This window comes from Paenibacillus sp. 2TAB19, assembly GCF_052115185.1.
GTDB lineage: Bacteria > Bacillota > Bacilli > Paenibacillales > Paenibacillaceae > Pristimantibacillus.
In genome coordinates this window covers 1-14,537 of sequence record NZ_JBFRGE010000112.1, presented here as the reverse complement: position 1 = coordinate 14,537, position 14,537 = coordinate 1, and the positions used below count along the sequence as shown (strand labels likewise).

At 52.4% G+C, this 14,537-nt stretch carries 11 protein-coding genes; 9 read left to right on the top strand and 2 right to left on the bottom strand.

What is annotated here, in order from left to right; all coding sequences use genetic code 11:
* From AB4Z33_RS28340 to AB4Z33_RS28320, 5 genes are all read left to right on the top strand, one after another.
* Window positions 1-1,015, top strand: a 1,015-nt coding sequence (locus AB4Z33_RS28340) for an SWIM zinc finger family protein (RefSeq protein WP_442053115.1), incomplete at its 5' end; no start/stop codon positions are given.
* 31 nt (window positions 1,016-1,046) lie between these two features.
* Window positions 1,047-2,867, top strand: a complete 1,821-nt coding sequence (locus AB4Z33_RS28335) for a hypothetical protein (protein WP_442053114.1) — start codon at window positions 1,047-1,049, stop codon at window positions 2,865-2,867.
* Window positions 2,843-3,934: an AAA family ATPase gene (locus AB4Z33_RS28330; RefSeq protein ID WP_442053113.1), complete on the top strand. Its 1,092-nt coding sequence runs from the start codon at window positions 2,843-2,845 to the stop codon at window positions 3,932-3,934. Before AB4Z33_RS28335 ends, AB4Z33_RS28330 begins: the two co-directional genes overlap by 25 nt.
* A gap of 5 nt (window positions 3,935-3,939) precedes the next feature.
* A complete protein-coding gene (locus AB4Z33_RS28325) occupies window positions 3,940-6,270 on the top strand; it encodes a DUF5682 family protein (protein ID WP_442053117.1) in 2,331 nt (776 codons plus the stop codon).
* Window position 6,271: 1 nt separating this feature from the next.
* On the top strand, window positions 6,272-7,477 hold the full coding sequence (locus AB4Z33_RS28320) for a VWA domain-containing protein (protein WP_442053112.1): 1,206 nt from the start codon (window positions 6,272-6,274) through the stop codon (window positions 7,475-7,477).
* Window positions 7,478-7,550: 73 nt separating this feature from the next.
* On the opposite strand, the gene AB4Z33_RS28315 is transcribed toward AB4Z33_RS28320, so the two are convergent.
* Window positions 7,551-8,063: a PCYCGC motif-containing (lipo)protein gene (locus AB4Z33_RS28315; protein WP_442053111.1), complete on the bottom strand. Its 513-nt coding sequence runs from the start codon at window positions 8,061-8,063 to the stop codon at window positions 7,551-7,553.
* A gap of 195 nt (window positions 8,064-8,258) precedes the next feature.
* Between AB4Z33_RS28315 and AB4Z33_RS28310 the strand changes: the two genes are divergently transcribed.
* The 3 genes from AB4Z33_RS28310 to AB4Z33_RS28300 all read left to right on the top strand — a co-directional run bounded on the left by AB4Z33_RS28310 (window position 8,259) and on the right by AB4Z33_RS28300 (window position 12,281).
* Entirely contained in the window at window positions 8,259-10,022 is a 1,764-nt protein-coding gene (locus AB4Z33_RS28310) for a histidine kinase (RefSeq protein WP_442053116.1), read from the top strand.
* Window positions 10,022-11,701, top strand: a complete 1,680-nt coding sequence (locus AB4Z33_RS28305) for an extracellular solute-binding protein (protein WP_442053110.1) — start codon at window positions 10,022-10,024, stop codon at window positions 11,699-11,701. Before AB4Z33_RS28310 ends, AB4Z33_RS28305 begins: the two co-directional genes overlap by 1 nt.
* A 61-nt stretch (window positions 11,702-11,762) precedes the next feature.
* Window positions 11,763-12,281: a hypothetical protein gene (locus tag AB4Z33_RS28300; protein WP_442053109.1), complete on the top strand. Its 519-nt coding sequence runs from the start codon at window positions 11,763-11,765 to the stop codon at window positions 12,279-12,281.
* Window positions 12,282-12,308: 27 nt separating this feature from the next.
* Here AB4Z33_RS28300 and AB4Z33_RS28295 read toward each other — a convergent pair whose 3' ends face one another.
* Window positions 12,309-13,193 (bottom strand): LysR family transcriptional regulator, encoded by an 885-nt coding sequence (locus AB4Z33_RS28295; RefSeq protein ID WP_442053108.1) that lies wholly within the window; start codon window positions 13,191-13,193, stop codon window positions 12,309-12,311.
* A 113-nt stretch (window positions 13,194-13,306) separates the two neighbouring features.
* On the opposite strand from AB4Z33_RS28295, the gene aroC reads away from it, so the two are divergent.
* Window positions 13,307-14,362 carry a chorismate synthase gene (gene aroC, locus AB4Z33_RS28290; protein ID WP_442053107.1) on the top strand — a complete coding sequence of 352 codons (1,056 nt, stop codon included), beginning with the start codon at window positions 13,307-13,309 and terminating at the stop codon, window positions 14,360-14,362.
* Window positions 14,363-14,537 lie beyond the last annotated feature (175 nt).

The window sequence follows — 14,537 nt, the reverse complement described above, 5'->3', positions numbered from 1 at the left end:
GAAGCTGGCCGCTCAGCTAGAAGGCATCGAACTGMCCGAGAAGCTGCTGAAGCAATTAGTTACGACGGGCTTAGCGGCAGCAGACGCGAGGGCGTTGCGACAATATGAGGAGCAAGCGAAGCAGCTCGGCAATTCGTTTGTGCCTGGGCTRCAAGCGTCGTTCCGCGAGCTGATCGAATGTCTTCGATCGGAGAAAAGCGCCTCCTCCGGGTACCTGGAAGCGACCGAGCAGTTAACTTCGCTTTATGCGCTATTGAAGCGGGGCCGAGATCATTTGACTGCAAAAATAGGAGATCCCGAGCTTGCAATAAATACCGATAGCGCGATCGAGGAGAAGATCGGGCATGCGTGGCAGTTCGCGGAGTTGAGAGAAGCCGGGCAAGTCCGTGAACAGATGGAGCTCATGCAGCTAAGCTTCCGCTCTTATACCGATGCTTCACGCGGCGAATATGTCGACGAGGGGTACTGGATTCAGCTGAATGACGGGCAGTTGGTAGCGACTCGAACCTTTCGGCCGTTCCGAGCCGCGAAGTTCATTAAGGAAGACGATTCGTACTTCCACATTGTTCAGACGAAGGAGCTGGCGGTATACCCCGGGGAATGGAATCGCAGGGCAAGATGGGAAGATATGACGCTTCGCGAGACGTCTGCCGAGGATCGGCAAGCGGTACGTAAGCATGCGGTCAAATCGTACCCCGATGCTATAAAAACGATCAAAAACGTACTGAAAAATCCGCAATCGGATAAAAATCCGGTTATGCTGCTGCATGCCGCTAGAATCGGCCAAACGGATGAAGGTTATGCGATGGAGGATGAGCAAGGCAAGCGAATAGCACTAAGCCACATCGATGCAATCGGACAGTCCACTTTGCATTCTCTGCCTTTTCTCCATGAAGGAAGCTTGACGGACTGCGCCGTTCTCGTCATGTTCGAGGATCGACTGGATTCAGGCCGACTGCATGCGCAGCCTTTAGCGCTAATTAACGAAGAAGAAACGATTCGTTTGCTATATTAATTCATTTCATTCACAGGCAAAGGAGTTAACGATGAGCATACCCTTATTACGCGAGCTTCATGAGGACCTGAGGCGTTTATTGATAGCAGGCGCATCCCTGGCGCCTAACGATTTGCGGCTGCAAGCGATGCTGCCGAAGCTGGAACGGCTCGGAGAAGCTGCTCCGGTATTCAAAAAAGTAGGCGAAACGGTAAGCGAAGTCATACGTTCTTCGCCAGATCTAGCGGCAACGAAGCTTCTGGATCTATCGGTTCTGCTCCATGCGATCTTGCATACGCAAGGATCAACGGAAACGGCAGGAGAACTGCGTTCGATCGGTTTGACAGATTCTAATGCATCAGCGCCTACTCACATTTCGTATCGCAACCTTCAACCGGTCATCGATGCTTTGACGCAAACCGGCTCAGGTCGTCTGGAGGTCATTCGACAAGCGAATGCCGATGGCATTTTTACGGACATGAGAACATTCGTTCCCTCCGTTACAGCACTTGAGGATTCCTATTCGGAAATCGCTGAATACGTGGCAGAGGAAGTACTGCCGAAGATCGGTCAACGTATATTGCCTGTGCTGCATGCAAGCTTCAACTTTGAAGGCGGGAGCGGAGACGCTCGCAAGCTGACGGCGATTTATCGGTTAACGGCCGAAGAAGAGAAAGCAGCCGCGAAAGAGCTTATCCATAAGTCAGCTTATAACGGCTCGCTGCCTGTACGTATTGCAGCACTCCGACTCGCTGCTGACGATGCCGACTTCGAGGATAAGCTGCTGGAGCTGTCATATGACCGCAAGAAAGAGATTCGAAGCGCGGCTTTGCTTGCTTTATCCAATAGCGACAGCGAGCAGGCTTTGGAGCGGTTAATGGAAGCGATCATGAAAAAAGATACCTCCATTGCGGCAGAACCGATCCGCAGAAGTGTTAACCCTAAGCTGAAGGAGCGTGTGCTTGCGTTCGGCGAGGAGCTGCTCGGTGCGATGGCGGCTGATCGTAAGAACGCAAGCTGGCTAGAGCGAATGCTGGCCGTACTTGGCGGGTTGAGATCGCCGGGGCAACATGCCGCTGAACGCGATTTTCTCATGCGGCTGCTTCATGATGATGCGATTGATATCATGGAAACCTCGAGAATTCAGAGCGAGGCAGCCGAGGCGCTGCTGGAATCGAAGCATCCTAAGGCTCTCTTATTCCTTCATGAGCTTAGACATAAGCGGCCGAACCTGCTTGGCTACTCGTTCAAAGCCGCGGTCAGACTTGAACAGCCTGCGGATGTGTATGAAGCCTATAAGCCGTATTTGGATGATCGCAAAGGAGCAGCCGCAAAGCAGCTGCTGCAAGTGTTCTACGAATGGGTACCGGGTCCGCTATATGAATTCCGAAATCTGAGAGAGAAAGATGAGTCTGAGCCTTTAGTTTCGTGGGATAGCCGTTGGGTACACCGTTTAGTGAAAATGAACGAAGAAGATCTTGTCGCAAGACTTGCAGTAAAACCGGAACAGGAAGTCGTTGATTATTTGCTGTATAAGGCGAAAGTCAATCCTAATATCGCAACTTATCGCACAACCGCCATCTTGCTTGCGCTTGTCCGTCTCGGCAGTGAGCAGGCGCCGGAGCTGATCTTGAGCACGATCGAGAAAGCAAAGCCGAAGCAAATTTATTATTTAGAAGAAGAGATTAGCTTCTTGTGCGCATCGATCCCAAGCCGATATGCGGAACGACTGCGATTGACTGCGGATCGTTTCTACTACGAAGAAACACGCAATAAGCTGCTGGAGCTGGCTGACTTTGTTGCTGCTAAGAAGGAAGAGGAATCAACCAAAGGAGCGGGATTGCTATCATGGATCAAAAGCATAGTACGTTAAGACTGCCGGCAGAAAAGCTATACGCGCATGAGCTTGAAGCGTTGCGGGCATCGGATAAGGGCGAGCGCCCCGAAGGGTGGCAATTATCGCCGCGCGCCGTATTAACCTTTATTATTGGAGGCAAAGCGGGCGGCACGCCGATCACGCCGAAGTATATCGGCAACCAGCGCCTCGTCGAGATTGCGATAGCGACACTGTTGACRGATCGGGCGCTGCTTCTTATTGGCGAGCCTGGAACTGCTAAATCCTGGTTGTCGGAAAACTTGACGGCCGCCATACACGGCGATTCGTCGAAGGTTATTCAAGGTACGGCGGGAACGAGCGAGGAGCAAATCCGATATTCTTGGAACTACGCGATRCTGCTTGCTAACGGGCCTTCGAATGAGGCTATCGTGAAGAGCCCGATCTACCGGGCGATGGAGACTGGCGGTATCGCCCGCTTCGAAGAGATTTCCCGCTGTGCCTCGGAAGTGCAGGACGCGCTTATTTCCATCTTATCGGAGAAGACGATTACCGTCCCCGAGCTTGGCAGCGAAGTTCCTGCGTCGCGCGGATTCTCGATCATCGCAACGGCGAATACGCGTGACCGGGGCGTTAACGATATGTCTGCCGCGCTTAAGCGCAGGTTCAATATTATTGTTCTTCCTGCTCCAGCCGATCTGGACACGGAGATCGATATCGTTCGCAAGCGGGTTAGCGAGATTGCGGCCAATTACCGGCTTGGCGATGCATTGCCTACAGAAGCGGCGGTGCATAAAGTTGTTACGATCTTCCGCGAGCTGCGCGCAGGCATGACGATCGACGGCAAGGAGAAGATTAAGCAGCCAAGCGGCGCGATCTCAACCGCCGAGGCGATCTCCCTGCTCGTGAACAGCATGGCGCTCGCTTCCAGCTTCGGCGGCGGAAGCGTATCTGATGAAGACTTGGCCGCGGGTCTGCTCGGCGCAGTCGTCAAGGATGACGGCAAAGACGATGCCGTGTGGAAGGAATATCTGGAGAACGTGATGAAGAAACGCGGACCTACATGGCGCGGCCTGTATAACGCTTGCCGTGAGCTCAGCTCGTGAGCGCGATGAAAGCCGTAGGTATGGTTAAGGAAACCGCTGGCGTACATTTGTTCGGGATCCGCCATTTGTCGCCCGCAGGCGCGATTCACCTGCGGCATTATCTGAATGAAATCAAGCCTAAGCTCGTACTCGTCGAAGGGCCGGAAGACGCAACCCCGCTTATTGGCCATCTAACGAGAAGCGGCGTTATTCCTCCGGTTGCCATCTTAGCGTATACCGATCAATTGCCGATCCGAACGCTCATCTTCCCGTTAGCGCGTTATTCGCCGGAATATGAAGCGTTTCGCTGGGCGGCAAGCAACGGAGCAGAAGCGCGTTTCATCGATTTGCCTTCTTCCGCAGCGATAAGTATGCATCTCGGCAAGCGCGATGCTATGGATGAGGGAAATAGGAAGGAAGCGAAGCAGCACTGGAGCAACGTAAACGAACGTTATGAGAAGGTAGCCGAGCTTGCCGGTGAGTTGGATTACGATTCGTATTGGGAACGATACTTTGAGCATTCGGCCGCTTCCGACACGTATAGAATCTCGATTGCTGCCTTCTCCGAGCAGATGAGAAGACTCAATGAGGAAGAGGAGCGAAGCAGCCTGCCGCTCGAAGCCGCTTCGAACGATATACGCGAAGCTTATATGCGGGGCAGAATCGCAGAGGCGCTCGCAGGCGGCGTTCCCGCTGATCGCATCGTCGTTATAGCTGGCGCTTACCACATATCGGCGTTAACGTTAGATTGGCCGCCAATGACGGACGATGAAGCAGCAGCGCTCCCGAGAAGGGATACGAAGCTAACGCTTATGCCGTATTCGAACTATAAGCTGTCGAATCATTCCGGTTATGGCGCCGGCAATCATGCGCCTGCTTACTTTGATCTCGCGTGGCAATGCCTGGAGGCCAATGATCCAAATAAGCTGGCGCCTCATTATTTATCCAAGGTTGCCGGTTATATGCGTGAGAACGGTACATATCGTTCTGCTGCTTCGGTCATTGAGGCGGTAAGGCTTGCCGAGGCGCTGACATCGCTGCGAGGCGGACGACTGCCGGTATGGCGTGATTTGCGCGATGCCGCGATCGTGTGTCTGGGGCATGGGGAGTTGTCGGTCGTATCGGAAGCGCTCGTTAAGACGGATATCGGGACGGTCATCGGAGCTTTGCCTGAAGGAGTCAGTCAGACACCGATTCAAGACGATTTGAATCGCAATCTGAAGCTTCTTAAGCTGGACAAATACAAAAGCGCCGTAGCTGCCGATTTGGAGCTTGATCTGCGGGAGAATCGGCGAGTCAAGTCGGAAGAAGCGGCCTTCATCGATCTGCGCCGCTCCTTCTTCCTTCAGCGGCTGGCACTGCTTGGGATCAGCTTCGTCCGCAAGAAGTCCATTCGTCAGGATGGCGCGACTTGGGCTGAGCACTGGGTGCTGCAATGGTCGCCGGAAGCGGAAATTCAGATTGTTGAGGCTACACTGAAAGGCGAAACGGTAGAACTAGCGGCCGCATTCGCCATAAAGGAAGCGCTGGAGCAAAGTCCCGACCTGCGGACGGCCGCGGGGCTTGTGAAGCAAGCCTGGGAATGCGGTCTTCCTACGTCAATGGAGGATGCCAGGCACATGCTGCAGCAGCTTGCGGTCGATGCAGGCGCTATTGATCAGGTTGCCGGCGCGCTAAGGGAACTGTCCGCGCTCATTCAGTTCGGCGATGTGCGAAAAGCGGATACGAGCGTGCTCATTCCGCTGCTGCAGCAATTGTTCCTAAGAGGTACATTACTGCTCGTGGACAGCGCAGCCTGCAATGACGATGCAGCCACAGCTATAGCGGCTGCGATGATCGATATGCATGCGATTTCGCAGCAGCATTACGACGATGTGGATGACGAGCGTTGGCTGAAGCAGCTGGAGCTGCTCGCCTACCGGGACGATCGCAATGCGAAGCTGTCCGGTCTAGCTTTCGCCCTGCTGCTGGAGCGCAATCTGATCGACGCCGATCGGTTGGCGTCCGAAGTGTCTCGTCGATTATCGCCAGGTACGGACGCCGACATGGGCGCAGGCTGGTTCGAAGGCATGTCGCTTCGCAACCGCTACGTTCTGCTGTCGAGAAGACAGTTGTGGGAACAGCTCGATCTGTATATCCATTCCCTTGATGAGACCCAATTCCGTCGATCGCTCGTCTATCTGCGCCGGGCATTCAGCGGCTTCGAAGCGAGAGACAGAAGCATGGTAGCCGAGCTGCTTGGCGAGTTGTGGGGAGTCGGAGCTTTAGAGGGCGGAGATGCCTTGTCGCAGCCGCTGAACGAGCAAGAGCAGCAAACATTATCCGAACTCGATGAGTTCGACTTTGGAGACTTCTAATATGGACGAACAACAACGGTTAGAGATGTTGAGAAGATGGAGGCTCGTGCTCGGCCAAGCCGCGGAGCAGAAGCTTGCAGACATGGCAGGCGGAGGTACGCTGCTTGATGATGAAGGCATCGCGATGGATGAAGCTTTAGCCGCCATCTATGACGGGTCATCGGGAGGAGAGGAGAACACAGCCGCTTCAGGCCGCCGATCTGCTGGTTTAGGGTCGTCCGCTCCCAAGCTGACCAAGTGGCTTGGCGATGTGCGTTCGTTTTTCCCCTCGGATATTGTATCCGTCATCCAAGGGGATGCCATTGAACGGAAAGGGCTGAAGCGGCTGCTGTTCGAGCCGGAGACGCTCAGACAGATTAAGCCGGACGTTCGCATGGTCGCTATGCTCATGTCGCTGCGCGGACGCATTCCGGAGCAGACGAAGGAAACGGCGCGACTGCTCGTGAAGGAAGTCGTCGACGATATTATGAAGCGGCTGCGCGATCAGATTACGCGCGCGGTCACCGGCGCGCTCAACAAACGCAAGCATTCCCCGCTGCCTTCCTTCTCGGGGCTCGATTGGAAGCGAACGATTAGCCGCAACCTTCGGCATTACGATACGAACAGCGGGCTGCTCATACCCGAGCGTTTCTATTTCTTCGATCGGGCGAAACGAAGCAGGGAGTGGACGGTCATACTCGATATTGACCAAAGCGGTTCGATGTCGGAATCGGTCATCTATGCATCAATCATCGGCTCGATCTTCGCCAGTCTGCCGTCGCTTGATACTCGGGTAGTCGCCTTCGACACCGAAATCGTCGACCTAAGCGAGCAATGCGCAACTGATCCCGTCGATATGCTATTCGGCATACAGCTTGGCGGAGGTACGGATATTCATAAGTCGGTCGTTTATTGCGAGCAGTTTATTACCGATCCGAAGAAAACGCTTTTCATCCTCATCTCCGATCTGTATGAGGGCGGCAACCAATCGGCGCTGATTCGCAGAATGGAGCATATGAAGCAATCGGGGGTAAGCGTACTATGCTTGCTCGCCTTATCCGATAGCGGAGCGCCGTCGTATGATGCAGATCTGGCTAAGCGATTATCGGGCATGGGCATCCCAAGCTTCGCCTGCTCGCCGGACCGGTTAGCTGAGCTGGTAGAGGGAGCGCTAAAAGGTAAAGATTTGAAGGAGCTGGCAGTGACACTATCACCGGTGAAGGGGTAAAATAGGACGTGTGGATAAGGGCTGAACCATTGTCATTCACGATGACTTTGGTTCAGCCCTTATTTTCATTCTATTAAGCGGAAGGTGGGAGCTCGGTCAAAGTCGGTTTCGCGTAACCTTCCTTATACGTGTCGTCAATGATTTGGCGAATCCGCTCCAGCTCGATGCCGCTTTCTTTCATTGCAGCAGTCTTCACCGCAATCTCCATGCATACGCCGCAGCGCGTACCGTGATCATCCCAGACGACTGTGCCGTCTTCCTTTATTTCAGCGATAAAGCAATTATGATTGCTGCGATGGCCCGCGCTCTCGCCGCAGCCGCAATAACATGGAATATAGGGGAGCGTGTCGGTTAAAGAAGCTGCGACGGCGTAAGCCGTTCGTATCGTAGGTGAAGCTTCGACAAGAAAGGACGGGAATTCGGCAAGCGAAGCTGTCTGCTCTTGAAGATCGCCGGAAGCGGTATGATGCTGCTCCTCATGAGCGGTTTCCCCATTATGGGCCTCATGCGCGTTATTCGAGCAGCCGCCAAGCACAAACCCGGCTAGCACAAGAGCGTAAATAGCAGAGCGAATAGATTTATTCATTGAACAATACGGCCCCTTTCTATGTAAGAAATATCTACTGACCAGTATATCATTAACCGGGCTGTCCGCTTGAGCATGATCGTGACAAATCCTAGACAACGCTAAACGCTATTTTTATAGTTACAGACTATCGCTATTACTGGTAAAATCTATAATGTAAGCGATTTCCTCCGAAAGGGGCATTATCGATTGTACATGCTTCGTTTTTTTCGCCAAATGCCGCATCCGTTCAAAACAGGCACCCTGCGGCGAACGCTGGTCATTTATTTGCTTATTGCCTGCTTATTCCCGCCTATTCTCTTCTCGGTGTATACGTATTCGTCCTTGCATTCGATTCTCTCCAACAAAATACGCACCGGCATTTATGCCAGCCTCAAGCAAGAAGCGACTGGCCTCGAAAATCTGCTCAGCAATCTCGACTTTGTATCCAAGCAATTCGCGCTCGACGGGCAAACCGCGGAGAAGGTAAGCGAATATTTGAACACGGAGAGTTTAACCGAGAAAGCGGAGATGATGAAGGACATTGAGGCGAGTCTTAACATCGTTAACTTTACGAATCCGAATCTTGGATTAACGGTCTATTACAGCCCTGGCCAGCAAAATCCGATTCTGTTCACGAATCTCGCCGTTAGCGGCAGTTTTGGCGTTAATGACCTTCCCGCCTTCGTCCGCTACAATGGCGCCGTGTACTTCGGTCCTCATCGTACGCAATACAAAAACAGTACAAATATCGTATTCTCCTCGATGCGGGAGCTGAAGACCGATCGTGTCGATTCGGCCTACATCTATTTGGAATCCAATTATAATTTGTTTCGCAAAATTATGAACAGCGAATGGTACGGCATGAAGGTGTCGCATTATTTAATTAATGAGCAGGGAGAGGCGATCTTCGCCGACACCGGCACTCCGCCGTTCGATCCTAGGCTGCTCCGCTGGGAGATGGCCGTGTCCGAGAGCAAGCTGTTCAAGGACCATTACTTGTTCGGATACGAAAGCGGACAAGGCTGGAAGCTTGTTACGGCTGTCGATCAAAGTATTTTCAATCATGAGATCAATGCGTGGTTTATGCGCATGGGCTTGCTGTTCGTTGGTTCTTCCGGGTTAGCGGTGTTTATTGCGATGCTCATATGGCGCAAAGTATATGGCTCGCTTCGCAAGGTGAACAAAGAAATCGTCAAAATGACCGGGGATCGGGAAGCGCCCGTCAGCTTTACGCAGATTGAGGAATTCGACCAACTGCTCGGCAACTTCCAAGTCATGAAGACGACCGTGAACGAGCTGATCCACGAGGTCGGCCGCAATGAACGAATGAAGAGCCAGCTGGAGACGGAGAAGCTGCTCAGCCAGATCAATCCGCACTTCCTGCACAATACCCTGAATACGGTGCAATGGTTAGCGAGATCCAATGGCCAGGAGGATATCGACCGCATCGTCACGCTCCTTGTTCAGGTGCTCCACTACAATATGGGCAAGCCTGGACTCATTGTAACGGTACGGGATGAGATCGAAGCGCTGCAAAAATACATCGAGCTGCAAAGCATCCGATACGAAGGGGAGCTAGACTTCCAGATCGACGTTGATCCTCGGACGAATCATATCCCAATTCCAAGGTTTCTGCTGCAGCCGCTTGTCGAGAATGCGATCTATCATGGCAAAAATGAACAGTTTGGCATCATCCGCATTACCATTCAGCAGACGGAGCAAGGGAAAATGCGCGTGGAGGTTGCCGACAACGGTCCTGGCATGGACGAGGCTACGCTGACGAGGCTCATTAACACGGGGGAGGGAACACCCGTTCTAGGGGGTATGGGCATAGGCCTTAACTACGTACGGCGCTTGCTCGACCGTTACTACGGCAACGGCGATTTGCTCCACATCACAAGCGAACCTGGTCAAGGAACCGTACTCTCCGTTGAAATACCGGCTGCTATCGAAGACGGAAGGATGAGATTTCATTGATGATTGAGAAGCGAATAACGCGAGCTGCGAACCGTTTGGTTCTAGCCGGCTGCATAGCCTTGCTACTACTAATGGGAGCTTGCAAAAATAACGAGTCCTCGCCTACGAATAGCGACTCAGAAGAGTCAGCCTTCAATCCGCCCGTTACGTTGCGGGTCGCCTATTCCTATTCAGACATCGAGCTGCCTGAGGGCGATTATGGCGATAATAATTTTTTGACACGGTATGTTGAAGAACAGACAGGTGTCATCATCAAATACGATTGGGAAGCAAGCGGTGAAGACAGCTATGAGAGCACGCTTGATCTAGCAATCCGCAGCAACGATCTTCCTGATGCTTTTATCGTGAATCGCGAGCAGTTCCGATTGCTGCAAGAGCAGCAATTGATCGAGGATCTTACTGATATCTACCCGAAGTATGCCTCGCCGCTCGTGCAAGAAATTTATGAGGCGACTGACGGTCAAGCAATAAGGGAAGCATCAGCAGACGGAAGGCTGTACGCCTTTCCTAACGTGGCGATTGAAGCGGATGCCCCTTCATACTTGTGGATAAGACAGGATTGGCTCGACRATCTGAAGCTGCAGCCCCCGAGCACGCTCGAGGATATCGAGAAAATCGTCCATGCTTTCGTAAATGATGATCCCGATGGCAACGGAAGAGCCGACACGACGGGCATTCCCGTAGAGAGAACGCTCGTCTATGGCGAGAAGACGGGGGTACACGGGCTTAATAGCGTGTTTGCGGCTTATCATTCATTTCCGCAAAGCTGGATATACGATAAGCAGGGCAACGTCGTATACGGTTCGATTCAACCAGAGGCGAAGAACGCGCTTGCTAAGCTTGCGCACTGGTATAAGGAGGGCATTGTCGACTCCCAATTTTTGCTGCGCAAAGACATTCAGGAGCTAATCTCGAACAATCAAGCCGGCGTCGTATTCGCGCCTTGGTGGGCGCCTTATTGGCCGCTTAACGGTTCGGTATCGACCGATACGAAGGCGGAATGGCGAGTATATGCTGCGCCGACTGATAAGGATGGGATGTTCGTCACGAAGACAGCGCCGCTTACCGACCGCTATCTCGTTGTTCGCAAAGGCTACCCCTATCCGGAAGCCGCGTTAAAGGTGCTGAACATCTTAACGAAGCTGGAACGCAATCAAGACCCGGATTGGAAGGAGGCCGAACAGCTCCGATCGATCGCCGAACAGCTGGGACCGCAGCTTCGCAACTATTATCCGTTTGATCTGCTGCTCGATTATCCGGATGCCGTCGTGAAGCGGCATGATCAATTAATTCTTGCGTTGAATGGGGAAATGGAGCGGGACAGTCTCGATACGAAGACAAAGTCGCTATATGATGATTTGCTGCAGGAGATTGAGCTCCCGCGCAAAAATCTTGAAGCTTGGAGCAGCTCCCAAGCGTACTTGCAGGGCGGTGCCGTCAGCAAAAAGCCGATGATCAAGGTGGAAAGTTTATTTTACGATACTACGCCAACGATGGAAAAGAGCTGGGCCGAGCTGCAGAAGCTTGAGAATGAAACGTATTTGAAAATAGTAACGGGGGAGCTGTCCATCGATGCTTTCGAGCCATTTGTATTTGCTTGGAATAACCAAGGCGGTAATCAAATTACGCATGAGGTGAACGAAGAAGTGAGTAAAGCGCATGCCTCGGAACTGCCATGATTTGCTTCTAATAGGGTATAATGAGTTGCATAGACAAGACAAGATAGGATGGAGGATATGAATGAGCAACGATCCAATGAAAGTTCCATTCGGCTACGAGCCGCCGCCGGAGACGAGGAAAGGGACGCTTATTTTCTACGATTCCTTCGAGCAGATTAGTGATCAGGAACTCGAGATTGCAGCAGCTGTTGCCAGGGACAAAGATTTCGCGAAGTTCGTTCTGTATCCGCTGCATGAAGAGAGCGTTAGGCGGATGACGAAGTCGCCGGTAAGCGCCTATTACAAGCGTGAAGACAGGCTTCATGAATGGAAGCGGGAATATGGCAGAAGCGACGTTATCGTCGATCGATTAGACGGCAAGCGGAAGAAATACACGCCAATCGATTCCGTCCTTCGGCATATTGCCGAGACGTATCCGGCGCCATACTTTCTGTACTTGACGCCGGAGACTGCCAATCAGTTCGCCTCGTATTCCTCCTTCGAGGAGTGGATCGTGAAGCTTCGACTCCTTATTTCGTCTGAGCCTGAGAGGCTTCATGCAAGATTAGCGGAGTATCGCCATCGTTGGGAGACCGTGTAGCTTTAGTTGATGATAGTCGCCAGTCCTTTAGTCGTTCTCAAGCAATTCAACGAACCGTTTCGCAGGCATCGGCATGGAACGGTCCGCTCTAACGGCTATCCCGATCTCGCGCGGCGGCGGGTTAACGTTAAGCTTTAACAGGTGCAGCTTACCTTCAGCCAGTTCATCCCGTACGAATGATTCCGTAATGAACGCTGCGCCATAGCCGCGCAAGGCAAATTCAATGAGCATATCGATACTGCTTAATTCTATATCCGCTTCCGCTTGTATACCTTGAGAAGCCAGCCAGTGGTCAACGAACCGCCTTGTGCTGCTTCCTTGCGTTAAGAGCAGAAGCGGTATTTTTGTAAGGACGGACGGATCGTTAACCTCTGTCGTCCACTTAAGGAAGGCGTCGCCGACGACGAAACAATCTTGGATGGAGACGAGCGGTCGAACGATTAGCTCGGGATCGGCGAACGGAAGATGGACAAGTCCGACGTCGATCTGGCCTTCCTTCAGTCTCGTGCGGATATCGGAAGATTTGCCCTGCGATAATCTGACGCGTACATCCGGGTATTGAGCATGGAAGCGGTCCAGCGGCGCAAGTAGCACATGCTTCATAATCGGACCGCTTGCTCCTATGCGAAGCTCGCCAGCTGTCAGCTTACGCAAAGCGTGCATACGCTCTTCACCCGCTCCTAGCAAATGGAATGATTTTTCCACATAATCGAGCAGAGCGGCACCTTCAGCCGTCAATTGAACACCTTTGGATAACCGATCGAACAGCTTAATCTGCAAACCTTCCTCTAGCTGCTTGATCGCATAGCTGACGGACGGCTGCGTAATATGCAGCTCGGCTGCAGCCTTGGTAAGGTTGCCCGTACGGGCTGTATGAAGAAAGATGCGATACCATTCCATATTCATTTGCATTATGATATAGATCCTCTCTATGGCAAGATTACGTAATTAGAATTTCATTTATTTCATATACTAAATTATAATGGAGCTATAAATCAAGCAGCATCGACAGGAGGCAACATATTATGCCAGGCAGTTCATATGGAGAAGCATTCAAAGTAACGACATTCGGTGAATCGCACGGCGAGTCGGTCGGCGTCATTATAGACGGGGTAACACCAGGCGTAGAAATCGATGAGCCCTATATTCAAGTCCAGATGGACCGTCGCAAGCCCGGACAATCATCGGTAACGACTCCGCGCAAGGAGTATGACATCATTAATATTATGTCTGGGGTATTCGAAGGCAAGACGACAGGTACACCGTTATTCATCATGCTGCACAACAAGGATATGCGACCGGAAGCTTATAGCGATATCCAGCATGCTTTCCGTCCTGGACACGCGGATTTCACTTATTTGAGCAAATACGGAATCAGGGATCATCGCGGAAGCGGGAGAGCGTCTGGACGGGAAACCGCCGGACGTGTAGCCGCAGGCGCGGTTGCCCGCAAGCTGCTCGAACGCAGAGGCGTGAGCATCGTTGCTTACTCGAAGGAAATTGGCGGTATCAAGTGCGAATCGTTCGTCGAGGATTCAATCGAGAAAAACCCTGTGCGTGCTTGTGATCCAGCAGCCGCGGAGAAAATGGTCAAGCGAATCGAGGAGCTGGCAGCAGTAGGAGATAGCTGCGGAGGCATCGTTGAGTGCCGCATTCGCGGCGTGAAACCTGGCGTTGGCGAGCCTGTGTTCGATAAGCTCGATGCGGAGCTGGCTAAGGCGATGCTGTCGATCGGCGCTATCAAAGGCATCGAATTCGGCGCTGGCTTCAGCGCAGCCGATATGCTGGGCAGCGAGCATAATGATCAAATGAACGCCGAAGGGTATCTGACCAACAACGCAGGCGGCATCGTCGGCGGCATCAGCAACGGGGAAGAGATTGTCTTCCGCGTCGTCGTGAAGCCAACCTCTTCGATCTCGAAGCCGCAGCAGACGATGAACGTCCGCGGCGAAGAACAGATTATTGTAACAGAAGGCCGCCACGATCCATGCATTTGCCCGCGTGTCGTACCCGTCATTGAAGCGATGGCATGCATCGTACTTGAGGATCTTATGAAACGCCAAGCTGCGCTGCATGATTAATTTATATAGTTAAATAATGTGAGTAGAGAGCCATCCTAACCTGATATGCTCCCCTTTAGGTAGACAGGTGAAATAATAAAAACCTGTTTATCAAGGGGAGTTTTTTCATGTCTCAAATAAATGAGTACTGTGGGGAAGAGAAATTAGCCATTCTGAAGGAGTATGAAGCAGGACG